Here is a 21,629-nt window from a genome sequence, read left to right on the forward strand (position 1 = left end):
GATTTTCCGTTATGAATGATGCCTTATTTGATGCCAGTGCGCTTGCGATCGTGATTGTAAACTATAACTCCTGGGAAGACCTGATCGAGTGTATAGAGAGTATTTATTCGTCAAAGAGTTCTGGCTACAAGGTTATTGTTTGCGATAACGCATCCCATGATGGATCTGTTGAGAAACTTTTAGAATGGGTGGACGGAAAGCTCGACCTTGAGTTCAATGGCCCCCAGAAATATGACGGATATGTAAGCCAAAAACCTGATAGCTATTTACACATCGAGGCAAATGGTCAGGAAAATGGTGATGAAAATGCATCACTTGTTGTCATTGAAACTGGTGCTAACCTTGGTTTTGCGGGTGGTAATAACGTGGGCCTTAGATACGGGCTTGATAAGCTGGATGTGGAATATTTCTGGCTATTGAATGCAGATACCACAATACCAAATGATGCTATTGAACAGTTGACTGTTCGTATGCGGGAAGAACCAGAGCTTGGGTTATGTGGTACAATTATCAGGTTCTACCACGCTCCTTCCACGCTTCAGGCACTCGGCGGTGCTACTTACAATAAGTGGAGCGGTAACAGCAGGGGCATAGCGTCACATTATCAGTATCCACATACATTTGATCGTAAAGACGTAGAGCAAAAAACAGATTTTATTGTTGGAGCGTCGCTTTGCACAACGCGTGGTTTTTTGAATTCAGTTGGTTTGATGGAAGAGAGTTATTTCCTGTATTATGAGGAAATCGATTGGTCCACGCGTAACCGCGACAGGTTTCGACATGGATTAGCTGACAAAGCTGAAATTTTTCATAAGGAAGGTGGAGCGATAGGTACCAGTTCGATACCGGGGCAGCGGGGTAGTGTGAGTGAGTATTATCTTGTGTCGAGTAAGCTTGCCTTTACATGGCGATTTTTCCCCGAGGCATTCGTCTCGGTATATGGCATTTCGATGGTTATGCTGGTAAAACGACTTTTGCAGCGTCGATGGAAAAATGCCAAAGCGGTTTTTAGGGCGTTAACTTTTCAGTAGTTATAGAAGACATCTTTTTCTAAGCTCAACGATTCTACTTACTTGTGCTTCTATGATTTATTGAATTTTCTTAGGTTCAATCTGGCTTTGATTTCAGGCACAATTGTCAGTTCATATCCTCGATACTCTTTTCCAATCGATAGATCTTGAGTATAGCCGTTAAGTTGATCGTTCATATAGTTTTCAATAACATTTACATACGCTTCTGTACCTGCAATCACAGCGCGGGCAAAAGCGGCATAAATATTGTCGCCTTTCTCAAGTCTTGCTGTTTCAGTTTCAAATATTTTACCGCCATCTACCGCAGATGTGCATTCATGGACAGTTGCACCTAGCATCTCTAAATCGTTATTCACAATTGGCCAGAACGCACAAGCCGTACCTCTGTAATGGGGACTAATGCCTGTATGCATGTTAAATGCGAGATCTGTTGCTAGATGCAGTATCTTATCTTGGACGATTCGCGTTCCATATACTAAAATTGCATCTGGATTGTGCTGTTTGATTATGCTGGCAGTCTCGGAAGTGTTTAATCCTTCAACCGGCTGGATGAGGCTGGGGTTTTCGAAGGATAAAGACTTTTCACCGAGGATATCAACCAGAGCTTCAGAGCGTTTTCGATCATTATCAATTAATTTAAAGAAGATGATTCGGCTGGCTTTACCTAAAAAATTCAGTAAGCCATGCCGAAAGTATGATTTTTTCTTACGATTATATATCTTTTTGTCTATCAAAATAGCCTGTATGTCAAAGCGTGCACTGAGATGATTGGCAACATACCGTTGTTCATAGCTATCGGTGGTTAGGACCACTAGTCTCGGTTTTTTAGAGCTTTCTGAGGACACAATATTTCTCTGTATTATATAAAACTGGGTATGAAATCAAATAAGCTTATGCAAATCGATCGCGCCAAAATCGGATGAAGCTATCTTTATTTAAGCGTTTTAATAATGGGCTTAAATAATCTCGATAATCGCCATATTTGTTGATCGGATAAGTCATTGCTTCTGGCCAGAGCTTTTTGCCTATCATAGTAAATAGTCGGTCGGTTGTTTGTTCTGTTGGTTGAACACGCATGAACGCGTCTTGAATATTTCTTTGCGCGAAAGGCATAAATGCTATTTTTTGCGATTTTTGCACAGGAGCCTGCGCCATAGCCCAACTTCCAAACCGGAGCTCATTAAATGCAAGGTCTAGGATAGCTGAGCGTGGTAGTGAAATTATTGGGTCGAGCCATTTTTCGACGCTTTCTACCACATCTGGGTGCAGGGGAAGCGTTAATCGCGATAGGACAAATTCAGCAGTAGCCGGCTTTTCATTGATTGTTTCAAAATCTTGCCTGTAAAGTCGGCACCTGCCGGTTTCACCGTACATACCGGTTAGTATAATGTCATAATTCAATTGTTTTAAGGTGGGATAAAAGTCGCGAGTTCCTTCGCGAACTACATCTGAGACTAGCCTGTCCCACTCAACCTTTTGAGCTTTTGTAGATTCGATCACAGGCACTAATCTATGCGAAAGACCTAACTGCTTTGAAATAAGAGCGGGCAGATATTGGTCAATTCCTTGGCTTTCAGTGCCGAAAGTAAAAAGCTCGCACTGTTCTTCCAGACCTTTACATGCGGCGATTAATAATCGGCTGTCGAAGCCAGCTGTTGCAGTTATGCCTGTATTATATTCTGTTGTGACACTTTTTGTGAATGAGCGAAGCGAGTCGGCGATGTCGTTGACTGCGACATCAAGATTTAAATCCAATGAAAAACCATCAGCGATTGGCCAGAATCTATGCGTTTGCCATGAATTTAGATCAAGGTAGAAATTTGGTAAAATACGAAGAATGCCATGATGCGCAGTAAGGTCGCCACTGATCCAGGAACCTGAAACTTCATTTTCAATGATGGCATTGTGTCGTTCTCGTGCAAATCTTTTTTGGTATTCATCTTCGCTTAGAAACATGGATGCTGATGAACCCAATCTTTGGCTATCAGAACAATAGACAATAGGAATGGACCCTCCACAATCAGGATAGAGTCTTTCTGGCAGACCTGTATGTGTGTGAATTACGAAATTACCATGCAAATGACTTAGGATATTTTTTTCAAACTCGAACATATCTTTGATAGGTTGGGTTATCGTAATAATATGCTCTTGAATTTTCAGACCTTTTCCGTGATAGGTATGTAAAATTAATCCATAAAGGTCGCCTAAACTTTCGCCTTGTTGATTTTGGATTTTATAGTGTTTCAGGTGACTTGAAATGGAAACATCGGGGCGTCCATTTTTTATATGCATTGTCAATCCAAATGGCTCTAGCATGATTTGCACCTCACAAAAATTTTTTAAATCAATAAGATATGAAACTTATTATTCAGGCATTATAGAGTTATTTAGCTATCTTTATTTTAAACATATATAGTATTAAGCTTATCTAAAAATATTCTCCTTAATTAATAAAATAAAACAGAGAATAAACTTATCAATCCAATGTTGGTTCTTAAGACCGAGAAAAAATATGTTAAGAGAGAAAATATCTCGAAAGCTGGCAAAATTTATCCCGCTTGAGACAATATCAATGAAAAATAAAAAGCCGCTTGTCAGTTTCACGTTTGATGATTTTCCAAAAAGTGCGGCAACTCGCGGAGCCAGTATATTAGAGAAATATGGGTATGCTGGTACTTTTTATGGGTGTGGCGGGTTGTTAGGGCATATGCATGATGACACTCTTATTGTAACTGAAGAGGATATAAAGGCACTCCATAGAGGCGGCCATGAGATTGGATGCCATACGTATGGCCATATTGATTGCCAACGAAGTCCTAATGAGCTCTTGTCGGCAGATTTACAAAAAAACAAACATTTTATAGAAGATTTAACAGGCTCCGAAATTAGTAGTTTTGCTTATCCGTTCGGTAAAATTGATATGAGCTCACGGCGCACAGTTTCTAATTACTACAAGAACGCGCGCACTGTATTTCCTGGATTGAATGCAGGTAAACTGTGTATGCATTCACTGAAATCATATAGTTTATATTCAAATGGGTTTGACCTTGCAGCCTTTGAAAAAATTATCAAAACGGCAATAGATCAAAATGCATGGTTAATTTTTTACACGCACGATGTATCTGAAACACCGGCTCAGTTTGGCTGTAGACCAGAAGAATTTGAAGCAATTGTTCGGTTAATCAATGATAGCGGCCTTCAAACCGTAACCACTATGAACAAGGCACCGGAATATATATTCTAACCTTATCCGTTCGGCTGAACTTCTGATGCTTGTTGTTGCTTGAATTTGATCGCGATTATAAAGACTATCGCCGCTAACATATAGATTAAACTATGATTGGCGATTTGAGATAAGATAGTTTTAATCAATAAAAACGCTGCCATAGTAGATGCAATTGATGCTGTCATTGCGTTTAAGGGGCTGTTTTTTGAGTGATATAGATACATTTTTACTGCGGTAGCGATCGTAATACCAAAGAAAAGTAAGAAACATACGAGTGCTATGACTCCTGTTTCCAGCAAAATAGATAAAATATAGCTATCAATGGTGATCGAGTTCAATGCGCTTGCACCTTGGCCCATTCCATGTCCAAACACGGGGTTTTCCAGAAGCTTCGGAAAGCCAGTTTGCCACTGAATAATACGACCTTGAGTGCTGGCTTCGGTTCCCGCGCCACCAAACGCCAGATTATTCAAGCGTGTACTTGCAAATAATGCGACGAACACAAGGCTAGCCATTGTGGTGTAGAGGATTGCGATGGCGGGTCCGAGTATGTTTCTCGCATCTTGAACCCACCCTCTTAAGCCCCAAAGAAAGACATAGGTAGCACCTGCAAACAGAAAACCAACGTGCGCCAGTCTAGCGCCAGTAGTTAGAGCAGCAGTAAATGCGATAACCAAGCATGAAATGGCAATTAGTTTGCCTATGATACTTTTCCGCTCAAAGAGGAAATAATATGCAAAAGGGCTTAAATAAGCGAATAATTCGCCAAATTCGAGTGAGGTGATGGAAGTTCCTCGAACTCGATATGACCCGTTTCGGTAAATCGGGTTTATAATTCGTGACATGGCTCCGCTACCATCGTCAACGATTGCCCATGATGGTAGGTACTTCACCCACAAGTTCGTTTCTTGTGCTTGTTCGATAAACGCCATACCAGATAAGTACAATAAAATAACGAGGGCTATGTAGGGTAAGGATTTTAGTATTTTTTCAGAATTCAGAACACTGATTGTTATGATAAATGCCATAGCAGTTGCCATGGAATATTTCAGAAAGAAACTCATACTGTAACCAGAACTGGATGAGAAAAAAACACTACAAAACTGAATGGTTACAAGGCCAATAATTGAGAATAATGTGATCGGATACTGTTCGTAAAAGGTAGCGATATGGCTTTTTGCCTGCCGCGATACGGAAATGTTTACCAGAGCAATGAATGTCATAAGAAAGAGAATGATTCGCCCAGGTGGTGCCCATATTGCTCCAGGTAATGGTATGATCGATACGTAAGGTGGCCAGACACAGATACAAATAATGTATAATAACATCAGCGGCTGCATGAAAAACTCATAGCAGGTGTCTTTTTCCGGCATTAGCCAAACACCCATTAAGCTGATCAGGATTGCAGGCACCAAAGCATATTGAAAGCCCAGAAAACCGGTTATCGGCAGCGTCATACCATAAATTACAGACAGCCCAATACCTAATATGATGATTGCTATCAGTGTCAGGTAGTAGCGCGACCTCTTGGTAATAGAGGAATAATTGTAAAATGGTTTGGCCATGGGTTGATACAACCGTATTTGATCATTTCATGTGAATAAGTTTTTTAATACAGAATTTCTTAACAATGCAATAAAACCAGCATTGAATTTTTGTTTAAATATAACAACTCATGAAGTTATGAGAAATTATTAAATGGCTATGCTTCGTCATGTTTTTCGATATAGCGAACTGTTTTTATAAACATTATGTATCACACGCCTCAGAGCTGGTAAGGCGCAGGTCAGAATTATGCATGTGATTGTTGGTATCACGAAGCCAATGATAATTTGGAGCCATTGGTTCAATGTTTGAAGGTAAATTTCATTAAGGTAAACGAGTGATAACACTATTAACGACGCTATTATCGTACTTGGTATTAAGTTCGGGATTTTGATATCAAGTTTGAGCTTTATGAGTATGAAAGCTGTAATCGTAGCCAGTATTTCACAGATAACTGACCCAAGAAGAACAGCGTATATGCCATAATCTGCCCAAATCAGTACAATAGCCAAAATGATCGACAATGCTTTGACCATATTAGAAATGACAATACTTTTTGTATAGCCAAGAGCCAGGGCAATACTGGTTGCACCGCCTTTAAAAAGGCGAGCACTACAAACAAGTGCGATAATAACAATTATGTTTCGTGCATCATTATATTCGTCGCCGTACAATACTCCAATCAGTGCCGGGCATGCAATCGCTGCGAATATCCCAACAAAAACTCCAGATAAAATACTGAACTCAGTTGCGACGGCTGCATCTTTCACAAAATCGTCCCTATGATCCTGTTTTTTGGCAAGGATTGGTAAATATAATCTTTGTGTAATTTGGGTTATTAAAAGTGTAGGAATTAAAGTCAGAGAAATGGAGGCAGTATATAAGCTTAGGTCCTTAATCGAGAAACTTGCCCCTATAATTGTTCTATCGCCTTCAACAACGGATAACATCATAATGCCGTTAATCCATAGCGGCCAGCCGTATTGTAATAAACGCATCATTACGGGTTTATTGAATTGCCAACGATAAGGCTTTTTCGCAACAATATGTGAGATAGCCGTATAAGATAGAATTTGAATAGTCATGGAGAATATAGCAATTCTGTAATCATCATAGAAATTGCTTGCTATGATAACAGTGATGATTGAAATCACTTGTGACCCAACATCTACGATAACGGATGGTAGGTATTGCATTTCGCGCTGAAAGCGCGCCATATCCAAGTGCGATAGGCTTCTGATAAAAGGCACTGAAGCTAGAATTTGTAATGAAGGCGCTATGTCGGGTTTGTTGAAGAAATCAGCTATGTATGGTGCGGCGCAGAAAATCACAAGGCTACCTAATAAGCCGCGTGTTACCTGTAATGTATGTGAGGTTGCAAGCACCTCCGGCTTGTCACCATCTGGTGATTGTATGATAAATCTATCAAGTCCGATGTAACTTGATGCTTCAACAGCGGTCATGATTATAGCGAAAATTGCTACGACACCAAAATCTTCAACCGTTACAAGTCTCGCTATCAGGACGTTTTTGAGAAACGTAAGTGCAGATGTCAAGCCGATACCAAAAGAGAGCAGTGCACCGCTTTTTGCAAATTTTAAAGTGGGTGATTTTGTCAAAATTTATCATCTTTCGTAAAAGCACTGACTATATTAGAGGCAATATTCATTTATAATTCGCTAATATATTAACTCTGTAAGTATTCGATTTTGTCACACCATTATACTACAGAGGTTCGATTAGGTTATTTTCAATAGAAACCCTGTAACTCTCTATGAATAAAATGAAGTAGTTTTTCATCCTATTTACGAAAAATTGTCTGTTATATGCGCTGTTATCTCAAGGATGTATGGCTGTATCACTGCTTCCGTAGTCGTGGTAGCAGTGGATAATATCGAAGTTGTTTGATTGGTTTTAACCTTAGGTAACCTTTTACTGATGATTTTTACGTTGTCAGTATGGTGGCTTGCAATAAGGGCAAGCATTTCCTCACCAAGCTGTTTCGCAAGGTAATACTCTTCGATGCCTGGGGTTTTCTCTTCAATATCTGTAGTTGATGGGTTGAAAATAATGACTTTTTTGCGGGCTTCTATGAAACGTTCGATTACTTTTAGTAATCCATCGCAGTAATGAGATGCAAAATTTTGGTATAGTTTAGGGTCAAATATTTTAGTTTTTCGCGTAAATATTTGTGGGGTGGCAAAGAAATAAACAACATTATACTGTGAAACATCAATAGAGTTTACGTCATCTTGATTTAAAACATTGAGTGGAAGCATGTCGCAGTTTCCAGTGTTTTCAATGATGTCGTTCATAACGGCATGAGCGGATTTTTTTGATGAAGCATAGGTTATTGTTGGCGTTCCCCCTCCTGCAGCTATAATCTTTGCTGTTGTTGCACCTAGCCCTTTAGAACCTCCAATAATTAAAGCTTTTTGGTTGGCAAACTGCTCTGTTTCTACTTTTTCTAAAATTTCTGTATATGCAGTTTCAACTATCGGTGTGGGGCGAAAAAACGCATGTACCTTTGCCGTTACTCCTGATCCCGTTACATTCAATATTGTCAATCGTAAGCGTTCATCATTAAAGTCGATTTTATAATTAATATCTTTTGTCGGACTATCGTTGAAAGAAAAAGCCATTTTTGAGCAGAAAGAAAATTCACCAGGCCAGTACATGCCTACAATAGTTGATATTGATGCCATCGACATGACCCGATCCATGCCTATTTGTGAAGACAGTGAAGGATATGCTTTGGTTATGTCAGACGGAACAATATTGATATGTATTTTTTCGTATTCTTTTGGTTGAGATTGGATTTGTAAAATCGGCTTTTTTCGCCTTTCAGTGCTGGTGAATATTAGCCCGTCACAAACCGCAAGTTTGTGATCGCCGTAATCTAACGTAATATCGAAACATGTTGTGATACCAACGCGGGCGCTTATATCTATGCTATTATCTTTGTTTTTTTCGACGAAGATTTTTAAAATATCGCCTTCGAAAACTGGTTTGTGAAAAGCGGCAGTGCATGTTGCGACCGAGGAAAAGTCTATAATGTTTTGTCCAGAGATTAATTCAAGAATATTTAATACACTATTGATGCCATGGATTAGACGTTTTTCAAATCCAGCACTTTTAGCAAACTGATTATCGGAATGAATTGGATTTGTATCACCTGATATATTCATAAAGTGTTCATGATTGTTTTCATCAATCGTGAAAGAAGTTTCATAAAATACCATAAATATTACCAGCCTTATTGAATAACACGTTATATCTTCGAAATATTATCTTAACTTTCTTTCGTTAAATGACTATAAAAATTGCAATAAAAAAGTGTCTAGAAAGGCAGAAAATGAACAGAGATGAAATCACAAAGAAGTTTCAAGGAATATTCCAAAATATTATGGGAGCGGATGGGTATACTTTTTCTGAAGAAACCAAGCCAGAAGATGTGGCAAAATGGGATAGTTTAAATCACGTCATGTTGATTGTGACTACCGAGCAAGAGTTTTCGATTAAATTCTCAGTCGACGAAGTTGAGAAATTTTCCTGTATTGGTAGCTTTATTAATTCTTTATCTGATAAGCTTTAAATCTACTTATTTATAATTATTTTGCTAAGTTCATAAGGAAAGTCATTGGCTTATCAAATCGAAATGTTACCTTGGCTGCCGAGAGCTGACGAGAGCGTAAAAGAGAGTCTCAAGCGTTCTTTTGACCAAGAAAAAGTTGATGTTGGTGGTTTGCAAAGTTCGCTAGGGTATTGGTTTGGCCTTAATGATTTAAGGAATATTTCGTCCTCGCTAGAGGAGAAACTTGGGGATAACAAGATAGAAGGCGATGTTGTAAAAATTGCTTTCTTGAGTGATACGACATCGAATTATATAACGTCAGCATTACAGGCAACATGTCTCAGGCATGGTGTCGTAAGTCAAGTTTATGCAGGCCTATATGGTCAGGTTTGGCAAGAAGTTTATGATGACGCAAGTCAGCTATACAAAGAAAAGCCAGATATTGTTTTTCTGTCTTTAACTCTTGATTTCTTTAATTTGCAACAAGCATCATTAAGCGCAAGAACAGATGAACTTTCTGAAGCTTCTTCGAAGTTGATAGCTTTAGTTGAAGCAATTAAAACACGAACAGGTGCTGCCGTTATTGTGCAAAACTTTATGGCTAATAGTTTACCTTTAATGGGAAATTATGATGCTCAAGCGCCAGGCAGCATACTTCAAGCAACTAATTATATGAATACTGAGGTGGCCAAGCTCGCTGATCAGGCTGGAGTATATCTATTTGATTTGAATACACTGGCGGCAACAGTCGGGAGTGCCAGATGGTTTAACCTTGTACAGTGGCATATGGCTAAACTGCCTTTCGATATGGAATTTGTCCCTATTTATACAGACTCTATAGCGCGAATTATTGGTGCAATTAAAGGCAAAAGCCGAAAATGTCTGGTCTTAGATCTGGATAATACTTTATGGGGCGGTGTCATTGGTGATGACGGTGTAGAGAATATACTTGTCGGCAGTGGAAGCGCTAGTGCTGAAGCGTTTAGTGCAGTGCAGAGATATGCCCGACAATTAAAAGAACGCGGTATTATTCTGGCTGTGTGTTCAAAGAATGAAGAAGAAAACGCCCTCCTACCTTTCAAGCAGCACGATGAAATGTTGCTAAAAGAGGATGACTTCGCGATTTTTGTTGCTAACTGGAATGATAAAGCCAGTAACCTTCAGTACATAGCAAAGACGTTGAATATTGGCCTCGATGCCCTTGTTTTCCTGGATGATAATCCAGCCGAACGTGTAAGGGTTCGGCAATCCTTGCCGGAAGTTGCGGTTATCGAGCCTGGTGATGATGCAACATACTATTGTAATGCACTTGCATCATCGGGTTGGTTTGAAACAATTGCGGTATCAGCAGATGATATGAAACGTGCTGAGCAGTACCGTACAAATGTTTTACGTTCAAATGAAAGGGAAAAAATCGGCAATATTTCTGATTATTTGATTTCGTTGGATATGAAGGCAAACATAGCACCATTTAACGAGCAAAACCGTAAAAGAGTGACGCAGCTGGTCAATAAAACCAATCAATTCAATATGACGACCAAACGCTATGATGAAGCTGATATAGAAAGCTTCGAAAAAGATAGTCGTTATTTTACTTATCAGGTGAAGTTAGCTGATAAGTTTGGAGATAATGGAATTGTATCGGTTGTCATCATTGAACACACCGATAATACCTGGGTTATTGATAGCTGGCTTATGAGTTGTCGCGTGTTCGGTCGAAGACTCGAACATTGTATCATGAACTATGTTGTCGAACAGGCACGCTCTAATGACATAGATAATATTATTGGACTTTATAGTAAAACCGCTAAAAATAGTTTGGTTGCAGATTTGTACGGCCAGTTGGGGTTTGAAGCTGCGCCTGATAATGTTAACAAAGCTGATACAAGTAGTTGGGCGTTAAAAATTACCGACTATCAAGCCGTCGAGTCCTATATTTCTCTATGAGAATGCCAGTATAAATAAAAAATAAAAGTAAGGGAATTTTATCCAATGCAAATGCAGTCATATAAAGCAGAGCATGCAGACGCTGTAATTGCAATGAACCAGCGATTAAAAGAAGGCGGGAGTAGTTGGGGGTTTTATGATAGTGAAACCCCGCGTTGGATACCCAAAACACACGCTAGTCAAAAAGCTTGGACGGAGTATCATCTCGCTATTGATGACCAGCAAGAAGTCCATGGCGGATATGTCATTAAATATCAGACAATCACCTTCAAGTCTGAGGAACTGACGGTTTCCAGTTGGCAGGGGCCTGTCTCCGAGGGGTTGGTCAATAATCGTTATGCAGCATTAGGGTTTTTGATGATCCGTGACATTATGGAGAAAAATGAAAATCTGTTTTTATGGGGCGGATCTGATAAATTGATTGAGTTGATTGATCGTATGCAATGGCCCAATAGATATCTTCCCTTTCACTTATATGTTGTTAAACCTTTCAACTTCCTCACAAAAGCAAATATATTACGAAATTCCAAAATCAAAGCATTGGTTTGTGATTTTGCGGCCTATTCGGGTGTAGGTGCCCTTGCTATTAAACTTTGGCAAAAGATACGCCATAAGAATACTAATGCTAGAAGTGTAGATGTTATTGCTGTCGACACTTTTGATGATTGGGCAACAACCCTGTGGCACGCAGCTAAGCATCAGTATCAGTTCACTGGAGTGCGTGACAAAGAGCATTTGAATTTGTTTCACTTCTCTGGTGATTGGCCAAATTCAAAAATTCTTCGTGTTAAAAAAGAAGGCCACGACCTTGGGTGGGTAGCCGTTAAGTTTACTCAGTTTGAAGATGATCACAGGTTTGGGGCAATGAGAGTTGCAACGCTTGTTGATATGGTTGCCTTGCCTGAGAAAGAGCACTTGATAATGCAGGTTGTGCTCTCTCATTTGAAAAAGCTTGGTGATGTTGACCTGGTTTGTACATGTTTATCAAATGGTACATGGCAACACTCTGTCAAAAATTGTGGGTACACGCTCGTACCAAATAGGCGATGTTTCGCATTGGCACCGGCCTTGGCAGCACAAATTGACGACTTTGATGACTTTATTTCTCAGACTCACTTAACACTTATCGATAGTGACGGACCACACGGGTTTTAAACGCTTAGTGGAACACACTGCTAATACGACGATCATGATGAATATATCATTGTTGTGTGGCCGTGGTGCCTAATAAGGGAATATATGTTATATTTCCAGTATATAGCTTCTGTAAATCTATTAACACCTCGGCCTGTTTAAGTAGATACTTTATGAAAATACTATCGTCAATTTTGTTGATTATTACCGTCCATACCTATGACATATTTGCCTTGTATTCCGACGATTTCAACAGGAATGAAACTAATTTATTAAAAATCTATCCAATAGATAACCAAGCTTTCACACTTGTTGGATATAACAATCATAAATCGGGCAAATACGTGCATGGAGTTACAATAATGTCATCAGTGCAAAATATAGTAACAGTATCTAATCAGGCAGAGTTACTAGAGGCGATAGATAATTATTCGCCTGGAGATGTAATAGAACTTGAGTCAGGTAATTACGGCGACTTTAGATTAGTCGGTCGGAACTTTGACGAAACGCTTACAATTCGTGCTGCGGATGGTGCTGATGCTGTTTTTAGAAGTGTAAATTTTAATCGTGTCGAAAATGTTGAGTTCGAGGGGGTAACGTTTCATCGAATACTGGACGAAGGCGAATCGGTAGTTACGAGAGCCGTTAGCTTGCAAAGTTCGAACAATATTACCTTCACCGATACAGTATTTGCAGGTAGCGACGATGGCATACATGATAATAATCCAGCGGGTTTAGGTGTTACCAGTAGTACAAATATTTCGGTCGTCAACAGTGTGTTTGACAATGTAAACGTTGGAGCACTCTTTACAAACTCTTCTGGGCTGTCACTTGTGGGCAATGAGCTCAATGGTATTCGTCAAGATGGCTTTATTTTCGGAAGCGTTTCTGAGGTTTTGATCGAAAACAATAATTTTGGCCAGTTCCTGACAGATGAAACTAATGAGGATATCCATGCGGGGATTATACAATTCTTCAACCGGTCAGAAGGCGTTGGTAACAGCAATGTTATCATTCGAGGCAACACAAGTATTCAGGCGTTGAATGAAAACTTCCCTCTTGGTGGGATTTTGATTCAAAACAGCAGTGATGGACTCGCATTAAATGAGAATTTCCTCATTGAGAATAACCTGATTTACACGCGTGACGCAGATAGCATAACCGTTAGTCACGGTGTTGATATTGTTATACGAAATAACACTGTTTTGGGTACTCCTGATACACCGCACCTCACTGGTATTTTGGTAACAACCGGCACAGTTGATGCTGTTATTGAGAATAACCTGACTAATGTTATTAACGCTAGGCATGGTGCTACATTCACGGGTAGCAATAATGTAATTGCTCAATCAGATGATCCGTCACTTCCTACCTTTTTGAATAATCTGATTTTTGACGGGTTTTCTGGTGAACAGGCCGTGTTGGAGGATTTTATTCCGCGACCAGATAGTATTCTTGTCCAAGGAGGAGAAATAATTGGTGCGTTTGCATTTGATGCTTCACCGGACGCATTAACAGCCCGCGCTACAAGTGAAACGTTTTATGGAACGGCTGAAGCATTAAACGCTGAATTCAGTGCAGCCTTTAGTGCAGATAATACAGGCCTTTTGGATGAGAGTGAAGCTCGATTTATTTGGGACTTTGGCGACGGTAATACAGCAGAAGGATTGAATGTTTTACACTCTTATCAGGAAGAGGGAACCTATGTTGTTACGCTATCTGTAATACGTGGAGACCAAATCGACACAACGACCCATACTGTATCTGTGCGCGACCCCCAAATTCTCTCATCAGATGATTTACTAGCTGTAGATGACCCATCAAGATTGGCAGTCAACTCCAACAATGAACTTGAGAGTGTCTCGTTTGATGGAACTAACCCGATCAATTTGGAACGGCCAGTCGCATTGGGTAGCTTGCAAGAATTCTATTTATCACTGGATATTAGACCTACAGGTGATCCATCGGGTGATTATCGAATTTTCTGGAATCACGCGCGCTATACAATTGAATTGGACAATGGTGATTTAGTTTTCAGACTTTATACGGATGACGGCGCGAAACATACAATTCGTGTTGATGATGCTGATGTGTTCGATGGTAACTTCCATAATGTTGCAATTTCATTTGACGGAAATACAGGTACATTTAAGGCCTATGTTAATGGAGAAGTTGTTGGAACGATCAATAATGTAGAGGGCGAAATAGAGGATCCCCTGTTGGATATTACAGTTGGTGGATCTGTATTTGGCGGCGGATTGGACTTCATCGGTGACATTCGCAATTTGGAGGCCTATTCGTCCCCTGAGCCTGTAGAGCGTTCCAGTGGAGCAACAACAGTGCCCACAGATGGAACTACAGACCCGACACCTCCTCCAGCCGAGCCGGAGGAAGAGCCAGAAACTCCTACAACGACGGCACCGAATACGGAGCCAGATGGTGGAGCAGAACCAGAATCTGAGCCTACCCCAACGGAAGCAGTGTATTCTCTCGTTGATGAAATTGGCTCTAACGCTGAAATATCTGGTGATGTAACGGTAAATGGTGATGAAATCTCTTTCGCGCGAAGCGCATATATCGATCTCGGTCGCCCGGACGCATTTGCTGATAGTAACGAAGTCGCGATTTCCTTCGATCTTCGTACCGATGTTGGTGGTAATGGACCTCAGCGTGTTTTCTCTGATAGTGGCCGATACAGCGTCGAGTTAAAGGGTGATACAGTCAGTTTCAGATTATTCACTGATGAAGGTGAGTTTATCAGTATCAATGTGGAAGACAGCGGTATTACCGATGGTAATTATCATGCTTTGGCGTTTACTTTCGATAGCGCAAACGGAGAATTTGCCGCATTTATCGACGGCGTTGAAGTTGGCCGAGAAACAGGTATCTCTGGTGAATTAAGGCCTCCTTTGGCTGACTCGGGCATCACAATTGGTGGGACATCATCCGGTCGCGGTTTTGAGGGTGATATTCGAAACTTCAAATTATTTGATACTGTCGATGCCGCTGAAACAGAATTGGGGATCAACGATGTGGTAACGGCTGTTTCATCTATTCAGGCATCTGCCAGCATTGAAACCACAGACACGTCCTCAAATGCCAATGTGGTCCAATTTGATACTAATAGTGACGGCGTAAACGGGGCGTCAAGTGCCCAGGATGAGGAAACCGATTGGGCGGTTGTCGCATTATCCGAGTAACTCTGTTTTGGGAACTGATATTAATGGAAAACCCGGCTTTGCCGGGTTTTTTGTTGTTGGCACAGTCTTCTCCTCATGAATTATGATTAAAGCTTGCGGATGTTTCCCATTTCCTTAATGATGAAAGCCATTAATTATTTAGGGTAGGGAGATATTTATGCGGTCTATCAGTATATTTTCTGCAGTTGTCATATTTTGGGTATCGCACGCTATTACGGCGCAGAATAGTGTAGAACCAGAGACTGCGGGTATGTCCAGCGAACGGCTTCAGCGCCTCGAAAACCACTTTCAAACCTATGTAGACAAGGGCATTTTGCCGGGGCTTACAACGCTTGTCGCTCGAAAAGGTGAAATCGTTCATTTTCAGCAATATGGGCAAATGAACCGTGAAGCCGGCCAGGCAATGCAGGAAGATACGATCTTCCGCTTATATTCAATGACGAAACCGGTAACGGGCGTTGCCTTGATGATGTTGTACGAGGAAGGTAGGTTTAAATTAACAGATCCTGTTGGTAAATACCTACCAGAATATAAGGATATGCAGGTTTACAAGGGTATGGCGGATGATGGCTCTATGATCACCGAACCCGCGAAAAGACCGATGACAATTCAAGACCTTATGCGGCATACCTCGGGCCTGACCTACGGTGTTTTTGGCAATACTCCGGTTGATATTGCTTACCGCGAAGGCGGATTATTTGATCCCTCTAAGAATTTGGAGCAACTGTCGAAGGAATTAGCCAAATTTCCTCTGTTGTATCAGCCAGGAGAACGTTGGGTATATTCGCTCTCTGTTGATATTCAGGGTCGTTTGATTGAGGTGCTTTCTGGCAAAACCCTCGATGTTTTCTTTGACGATCACATTTTTAAGCCACTCGGGATGACAGATACGTCTTTCTATGTGCCAAAGGATAAGCATAATCGATTTGTTGAACTTTATGGTATTGATGGCAAGGGTGGCATGGCGCCCTATCGTGGTGATTTTTACCTGCCACAACATGAAAAACCTGCCTTTCTCTCTGGCGGTGGAGGGTTGGTTTCATCTACCCTCGATTATTGGCGGTTTGCTCAAATGCTAGAGAACGGCGGTGAATTTGGTGGTGTCCGCTTGCTTTCACCTAAAACAATAGAATTGATGACAATTGATCACTTGCCAGTTGGGGTAAAGGGCCTACGTGAAGATAAACAGGGTTTTGGCCTCGATTTTCTGGTCGTGAAGGATATTCCAAGTTTGGGGACTGCTGGAAGTGTTGGGGAGTATAACTGGGGCGGCCTCGCAAATACCGTTTTCTGGGTTGATCCGGAGGAAGAGCTTGTTGCCATCCTTATGACCAATGTTGTTTATCAGGGAAATTTACCATTGCGCGAGGAAATGCGGCAGATGGTGTACCAAGCAATCATTGATTGATTAAAAACGAAAAGAAGCCGCAATCCAACAGGGCATTAAGATTGCGGCTTTTCCACCGATACTATTGACGTTTTGAGGTCGCGAATATTCGGTGAATACCCAGGCCAGCAATCCGTCCAGCGTCATAAACCTCGACAATATTTTTCATCTCAGCATCCCTATCAGCGTTAATAATTAACGTAAGGTCAGGTTCGTTTGTGAAGGACCGCTTTATAATGGCATTAAGAGAAGATGGTTCGACCTGAACATGATCCACATACAATTGGCCATTCTGCCGAACCGAGACAGTGAGCGATTTTTTGCTCTCTTCGGTAATTGGTTTTTTTGAAGGCGAGTGTTGAAGTTCAATGCCCTTTTCCTGAATGAAGGAGGCCGTTACAATGAAGAAAATCAGCAATATAAATACGATATCAAGCATCGGGGTCATATCCGGTTTTGCTGTATCAGATGTATGTTTCTTATGGATCATAATGGCCTCCTTCGCCCCCAATCTAACTGGGTCTATTCATCAAGTTGAAAATTAAACCGTGTGAAAACGTTTGGCGTATCAACCGCAACTCCGTTAACGACCTGCGGCTTGTATCTGAACTTTTTAACCGCTTTCAGGCTCGCGGCCTCGAAGTAACCTTTGGGTTCTGCGTCAATCACGACTGCATTTTCAATATTTCCTGCGGCGGTCACCGTGAATTCAACAACAGTCCAGCCTGTTATCCCACGCTCTGCCGCTTTGCGTGGAAATTGGGGTTCTACGCGGACAATAGGAACCATAGCACCGTCACTGTGCAGGCTGATTTCAGGCCCTGGACCGGTTTCTTCATAACGAGGTGGTCCAACAGGGCTAATTGGATTGATTGGAAGTATTTCGGTAGGAGGTGTAATTGGATCTACCGGCTCTGGTGGTTCAGGTGGATCGTAAGGCGGTAGTCGATCAATAGGCTCTACCTCAGTTGGTGTAATCTTCTCGATCGGGATCTTAGGGGCGGGGTGATACTCGGTAATAATCTCAACATCGGAATTATTAGCAACTAAGCTCTGCATAATGAAAAACAAGCCGAAAGTTGTTGCGGAGGCAAAACCAGTGGCAGGGATGAAACGTGTGTAGGGCATATCCTTTCTCCTTTATGTTATAAAATAACTATACACGAAAGATTACGAAAAGAAAAGTAATAACGTAACATTTTATATTATAAGAGAATATTGATATTGTAGGGAGGTGTTTATTTGTTCTGGTGTTGATTGGGGACTGTGCTCATACGCATGATAAGGGCGCCAAGAAAGATAATACTTAGCCAAAGCGTCATGACATACGCAAAGAGAGCAACTATCTGAAGACCAGTAAAAAGAATCTCTAGCCAGATGTGATCGATAGTATTGGGAGCAGAAAGAATATAGCCTGAAACTAATGCTATCGGGATAGATATCAATAGGACATGAAGAAAATAAGGTCGTTTCCAGTGATTTGATTGAATTTCAGTGCGCCCAATATAAAGAAAAACAAACGCCAAAAGTATTATGAAAAGGGAGATAGAGAATAGCACTGCGTTAAATCCCTTTATGAGTTATAGGTCAAGTGAGTGACTATTATAGGCGGGCTGGGGTCATTTAGAAACAAAAATGGCGCCAACTCGGCGCCATTCTGTGTTGTTTAGAGATTTATATTAGCTAGCGTCAGCTAAAATTTTCTCACGCTCTTCCTCGACCTTAAGATAGTCTTCCCATTGCTTGACTGTTCTACGGTCTTTGGCATCTTTTGCTAAACGACGGGCTTTGGCAAATTCAGCCTTTGCTTCTTTGAACTTTTTAAGTTCTGTGAAACTCGTACCCTTTAGCATAGTTGCAGAAAGTAAGCGCTTTTTCGCGTCTGATGCTTTGTCTTTACTATCAATGTCAATAGCATTCTGGAAAGCAACTGTTGCGTCAGCATGACGATCTAACTGAGCGAGAACCTGTCCAATCTGGAACCAAAGTGAACCGTCAGCATCTTCTTTTGCAGCTGCTGATAGCGGTTCTACTGCATCTTTGTATTCAGCTGCGAGCAGATAGGCTTGACCTAGTGTTTTTTGGTTCGCTGCTGATTTCTCAACAAGTTCGTCCTTGAATGCGTCACGAAGAACCCATGCCGCTTTAATCGGTGCATTCCGTGACAAAAGAATTTGTGCATGGTTCACTAATTGCTGTGGCTTGTCGTTCAAGAAACCTTGCTTGTAAGCTGCTTCAGTAACAGAGAATGATGTTTGATCTTCACCAAGTTCGCCATATACCCCTGCAAGCTGGGTCCAGTAGCCAGGTTTTGGCCAGTTGATCAGTAACAATTCCAGTGTATCACGCACTTTCGCAAAGTTACCAAGTTCCCAATAGGATGACAGAATAATCTGATACCAGTTTTCTTTAACTTCTAAACCAGCTGTTTCTGCCTCTGTAATCGTTCTTTCAGCGTACTCAATCGCCTTTGGATAATCAGATTTAGAATAGTGAACTGTCGAGATAAACTGCAGCTGGGTAACGCCAATAATTTCAGTCCTAGGTTCCCATTCCTGAAGATATTGGAGAGATTTATCCAAATCTTCTTGAACATACCAAAGTTGTGCAAGATTGAAGAGCAAGCTAATTTCTAATTGCTCAGGAATTTGCTCACGTACGTCAAGGATTTGCTCATAATAGCGGATGGCTTCACGTGGTTGCTCTTCTTCAAAAGCAATGTTAGCAAGATACTGATATGCTACCGCTTTCTCGTAGTTATTAACCCCTTTACGCCCCAAAGCATCATTAATGATTTTCTTTGCTTCCGCAAAGTTTTTCTCATCCATAGCTTCTTGGCCTTTTGTGATTTTCTTATGAAAATCCAAGGAAAGTGCTGGAACTTTGCGTGTGCTTTTTTTCTTCTTGGCTTCTTGCGCTTGCGCTGTATCTAAGCCAATGAATGGGGTACCAACCGGTGCAATGACAGCGAGTGTTGCTGCTGTTGCAATTGCCATAGGTAAGGATTTAATCGCTTTTTTAATGCTCATAACTGTTCTCCTGTTTCTATGCCCCGTATTAATCATCTGCCAAGTCAAAGCTGAACCGGTACTTAACACCCGTTACTTCTTGACCGACACCGTTCACGACCTTTGGCTTATATTTGAATTTTGCAGCGGCTTTGCGAGCAGCACGTTCAAAATAACCCTTAGGGTCAGCCTCGATAATAACGATTGAATCTGGTGGAACTGAGCCGTCTGCAGCAACTGTTAATTCAACGATCACGTATCCTTCAACACCGCGCTCTGCAGCACGACGTGGGAACTGTGGCTGTACACGAACAAGCGGAAGATAATCACCGTCCTGGCTTGGGCCTAAATCAATTGAGTCCAGGTTCACACCAGCACCGGTATTAGCACGTCCAATAGAAAGGTTAAGCTGGTTCGGGCCATCTACCTGCACGTCAGGAGTGTCGATTTCCGGCGGAGGAGCCTCGACTTCTGGTGGCTTCTCAACCTGACGCTCAAGGCGTTGTGGTGGCTGGTCTTCGATATCTTCAACGACATCTACAAAACGGATTTGTGCGGCCTCTTCGAGCACGATTTCGTCACTTTGAGCAACAAGTGCTTGCATGATATAGAAAAGTCCAAATGTAACAGCTCCGGCTATGCCAAGTGCTGGTGCGATCCGTACATTCATGATTTCACCTCCGTAGCAAATGCTATTTTACCTACACCTGCGTCTTTAATTGCCTTGTAGGTATCGAGTACTAGGCCAGCTTTTGCTTTATCATCGGCCTGAATTGCAATTGTACCCTTTGGATTTTCAGAGTGTAATTTTTCGATAATGGTACGAATGGCATCAACATCAACAGCTTCGCGGTTTATGTGAACTTCGTCATTATCGGTTACCGCAACCAATACACTGATCTGCTTTTGCGGTATTGCTGTAATCGCTTCCGGCTTCTGAACTTCAACGCCAGAGTCCTTCACAAATACAGCGGTTACGATGAAGAAAATCAACATGATGAAAACGATGTCGAGCATCGGTGTCATGTTAATTTCGGTATCGTCATCTTGCTGTGAATGATCACGCATTTACTTATCTCCACTTCACCCACATGGGTGCCCATCACAGGGTGGGGGGCTTACCCCCCAACATTATTTTAAGTCGTTTTATTTACGACGCGTCCAAACAATTTTTTCTGCAGGAATACCGATTTCTAGGGCAGCATCATAAATACGAATTGCTGTTCCTGAAAAACCGCTTTCTGCTGATTGGATCACCACAGGTGCTTCTGGGCGCTCAACGCTTTCACGTTTAATAATTGAAGAAACTGACGAAATATCGATCGTACGGAAATCGTGTGAAATCCGATTGTTTCCATCAACTATAAAGGCGATTGCCCGTTTGTCTTCATCCGGTGGAGGAGGGTTCGAATTATTATTATCCTCAGGGATGTTAACTTCAATACCTGACTCGTTGACAAACGTCGCGGTCACGATGAAGAAGATTAACATGATAAACACGATGTCCAACATCGGAGTCATGTTTACTTCTGCTTCATCATCACCTTTCGCAAATTTACGCATGTACTTCTCTCCAG

18 protein-coding genes are annotated in these 21,629 nt (G+C 41.3%); 7 read left to right on the forward strand and 11 right to left on the reverse strand.

All coding sequences use genetic code 11. The annotated features are described in order from the left end of the window. Positions 1 to 11 precede the first annotated feature (11 nt). On the forward strand, positions 12 to 1,031 hold the full coding sequence (locus KFF44_RS03010) for a glycosyltransferase (RefSeq protein ID WP_255937087.1): 1,020 nt from the start codon (positions 12 to 14) through the stop codon (positions 1,029 to 1,031). A gap of 50 nt (positions 1,032 to 1,081) precedes the next feature. Here KFF44_RS03010 and KFF44_RS03015 read toward each other — a convergent pair whose 3' ends face one another. Beyond that, a complete protein-coding gene (locus tag KFF44_RS03015) occupies positions 1,082 to 1,876 on the reverse strand; it encodes a formyl transferase (RefSeq protein WP_255937089.1) in 795 nt (264 codons plus the stop codon). 46 nt (positions 1,877 to 1,922) lie between these two features. After that, positions 1,923 to 3,347: a hypothetical protein gene (locus KFF44_RS03020; RefSeq protein WP_255937091.1), complete on the reverse strand. Its 1,425-nt coding sequence runs from the start codon at positions 3,345 to 3,347 to the stop codon at positions 1,923 to 1,925. Between the two features lie 256 nt (positions 3,348 to 3,603). Here KFF44_RS03020 and KFF44_RS03025 point away from each other — a divergent pair, with 256 nt between their 5' ends. Next, positions 3,604 to 4,275: a polysaccharide deacetylase family protein gene (locus tag KFF44_RS03025; protein WP_255937093.1), complete on the forward strand. Its 672-nt coding sequence runs from the start codon at positions 3,604 to 3,606 to the stop codon at positions 4,273 to 4,275. 2 nt (positions 4,276 to 4,277) lie between these two features. On the opposite strand, the gene KFF44_RS03030 is transcribed toward KFF44_RS03025, so the two are convergent. From KFF44_RS03030 to KFF44_RS03040, 3 genes are all read right to left on the reverse strand, one after another. Beyond that, entirely contained in the window at positions 4,278 to 5,822 is a 1,545-nt protein-coding gene (locus KFF44_RS03030) for an O-antigen ligase (RefSeq protein ID WP_255937095.1), read from the reverse strand. 147 nt (positions 5,823 to 5,969) lie between these two features. After that, entirely contained in the window at positions 5,970 to 7,421 is a 1,452-nt protein-coding gene (locus KFF44_RS03035; RefSeq protein WP_255937097.1) for an oligosaccharide flippase family protein, read from the reverse strand. Between the two features lie 186 nt (positions 7,422 to 7,607). Beyond that, positions 7,608 to 9,044, reverse strand: a complete 1,437-nt coding sequence (locus KFF44_RS03040; RefSeq protein ID WP_255937099.1) for a MaoC/PaaZ C-terminal domain-containing protein — start codon at positions 9,042 to 9,044, stop codon at positions 7,608 to 7,610. Positions 9,045 to 9,157: 113 nt separating this feature from the next. Here KFF44_RS03040 and KFF44_RS03045 point away from each other — a divergent pair, with 113 nt between their 5' ends. The 5 genes from KFF44_RS03045 (at position 9,158) to KFF44_RS03065 (ending at position 17,065) form a co-directional block, all read left to right on the forward strand. Continuing rightward, positions 9,158 to 9,397 (forward strand): acyl carrier protein, encoded by a 240-nt coding sequence (locus KFF44_RS03045; protein WP_255937101.1) that lies wholly within the window; start codon positions 9,158 to 9,160, stop codon positions 9,395 to 9,397. Between the two features lie 45 nt (positions 9,398 to 9,442). Beyond that, entirely contained in the window at positions 9,443 to 11,323 is a 1,881-nt protein-coding gene (locus KFF44_RS03050) for an HAD family hydrolase (RefSeq protein ID WP_255937103.1), read from the forward strand. Positions 11,324 to 11,368: 45 nt separating this feature from the next. Beyond that, the gene (locus tag KFF44_RS03055) at positions 11,369 to 12,478 is read left to right on the forward strand and encodes a hypothetical protein (protein WP_255937105.1); all 1,110 of its coding nucleotides are present in this window, start codon (positions 11,369 to 11,371) and stop codon (positions 12,476 to 12,478) included. 341 nt (positions 12,479 to 12,819) lie between these two features. Beyond that, complete coding sequence (locus tag KFF44_RS03060) at positions 12,820 to 15,657, forward strand: LamG-like jellyroll fold domain-containing protein (protein WP_255937106.1); 2,838 nt, start codon at positions 12,820 to 12,822, stop codon at positions 15,655 to 15,657. A gap of 157 nt (positions 15,658 to 15,814) precedes the next feature. Beyond that, positions 15,815 to 17,065 (forward strand): serine hydrolase, encoded by a 1,251-nt coding sequence (locus KFF44_RS03065; protein ID WP_255937107.1) that lies wholly within the window; start codon positions 15,815 to 15,817, stop codon positions 17,063 to 17,065. A 61-nt stretch (positions 17,066 to 17,126) separates the two neighbouring features. Here KFF44_RS03065 and KFF44_RS03070 read toward each other — a convergent pair whose 3' ends face one another. The 6 genes from KFF44_RS03070 to KFF44_RS03095 form a co-directional block, all read right to left on the reverse strand. Beyond that, complete coding sequence (locus tag KFF44_RS03070; protein WP_255937108.1) at positions 17,127 to 17,534, reverse strand: biopolymer transporter ExbD; 408 nt, start codon at positions 17,532 to 17,534, stop codon at positions 17,127 to 17,129. Between the two features lie 32 nt (positions 17,535 to 17,566). Continuing rightward, a complete protein-coding gene (locus KFF44_RS03075; protein ID WP_255937110.1) occupies positions 17,567 to 18,172 on the reverse strand; it encodes an energy transducer TonB in 606 nt (201 codons plus the stop codon). 551 nt (positions 18,173 to 18,723) lie between these two features. Next, positions 18,724 to 20,073 (reverse strand): DUF2753 domain-containing protein, encoded by a 1,350-nt coding sequence (locus tag KFF44_RS03080; RefSeq protein ID WP_255937111.1) that lies wholly within the window; start codon positions 20,071 to 20,073, stop codon positions 18,724 to 18,726. A 28-nt stretch (positions 20,074 to 20,101) separates the two neighbouring features. Next, the gene (locus tag KFF44_RS03085; protein WP_255937112.1) at positions 20,102 to 20,722 is read right to left on the reverse strand and encodes a TonB family protein; all 621 of its coding nucleotides are present in this window, start codon (positions 20,720 to 20,722) and stop codon (positions 20,102 to 20,104) included. After that, positions 20,719 to 21,120, reverse strand: coding sequence for a biopolymer transporter ExbD (locus tag KFF44_RS03090; protein WP_255937113.1), 402 nt, complete (start codon positions 21,118 to 21,120; stop codon positions 20,719 to 20,721). The genes KFF44_RS03085 and KFF44_RS03090 overlap by 4 nt, the downstream gene beginning before the upstream one ends. Positions 21,121 to 21,198: 78 nt before the next feature. Further along, complete coding sequence (locus KFF44_RS03095; RefSeq protein ID WP_255937115.1) at positions 21,199 to 21,615, reverse strand: biopolymer transporter ExbD; 417 nt, start codon at positions 21,613 to 21,615, stop codon at positions 21,199 to 21,201. Between the last annotated feature and the right edge of the window lie 14 nt (positions 21,616 to 21,629).

The sequence above is a fragment of the Kordiimonas sp. SCSIO 12610 genome (assembly GCF_024398015.1).
Classification (GTDB): domain Bacteria; phylum Pseudomonadota; class Alphaproteobacteria; order Sphingomonadales; family Kordiimonadaceae; genus CANLMI01.

Excerpts from the sequence above, each read along its gene's own strand:
- KFF44_RS03010 (WP_255937087.1), top strand. The coding sequence starts at position 12 with ATGAATGATGCCTTATTTGATGCCAGTGCGCTTGCGATCGTGATTGTA.
- KFF44_RS03020 (WP_255937091.1), bottom strand. The coding sequence starts at position 3,347 with ATGCTAGAGCCATTTGGATTGACAATGCATATAAAAAATGGACGCCCC.
- KFF44_RS03025 (WP_255937093.1), top strand. The coding sequence starts at position 3,604 with ATGAAAAATAAAAAGCCGCTTGTCAGTTTCACGTTTGATGATTTTCCA.
- KFF44_RS03030 (WP_255937095.1), bottom strand. The coding sequence starts at position 5,822 with ATGGCCAAACCATTTTACAATTATTCCTCTATTACCAAGAGGTCGCGC.
- KFF44_RS03040 (WP_255937099.1), bottom strand. The coding sequence starts at position 9,044 with ATGGTATTTTATGAAACTTCTTTCACGATTGATGAAAACAATCATGAA.
- KFF44_RS03045 (WP_255937101.1), top strand. The coding sequence starts at position 9,158 with ATGAACAGAGATGAAATCACAAAGAAGTTTCAAGGAATATTCCAAAAT.
- KFF44_RS03055 (WP_255937105.1), top strand. The coding sequence starts at position 11,369 with ATGCAAATGCAGTCATATAAAGCAGAGCATGCAGACGCTGTAATTGCA.
- KFF44_RS03060 (WP_255937106.1), top strand. The coding sequence starts at position 12,820 with ATGTCATCAGTGCAAAATATAGTAACAGTATCTAATCAGGCAGAGTTA.
- KFF44_RS03065 (WP_255937107.1), top strand. The coding sequence starts at position 15,815 with ATGCGGTCTATCAGTATATTTTCTGCAGTTGTCATATTTTGGGTATCG.
- KFF44_RS03070 (WP_255937108.1), bottom strand. The coding sequence starts at position 17,534 with ATGATCCATAAGAAACATACATCTGATACAGCAAAACCGGATATGACC.
- KFF44_RS03075 (WP_255937110.1), bottom strand. The coding sequence starts at position 18,172 with ATGCCCTACACACGTTTCATCCCTGCCACTGGTTTTGCCTCCGCAACA.
- KFF44_RS03080 (WP_255937111.1), bottom strand. The coding sequence starts at position 20,073 with ATGAGCATTAAAAAAGCGATTAAATCCTTACCTATGGCAATTGCAACA.
- KFF44_RS03085 (WP_255937112.1), bottom strand. The coding sequence starts at position 20,722 with ATGAATGTACGGATCGCACCAGCACTTGGCATAGCCGGAGCTGTTACA.
- KFF44_RS03090 (WP_255937113.1), bottom strand. The coding sequence starts at position 21,120 with ATGCGTGATCATTCACAGCAAGATGACGATACCGAAATTAACATGACA.
- KFF44_RS03095 (WP_255937115.1), bottom strand. The coding sequence starts at position 21,615 with ATGCGTAAATTTGCGAAAGGTGATGATGAAGCAGAAGTAAACATGACT.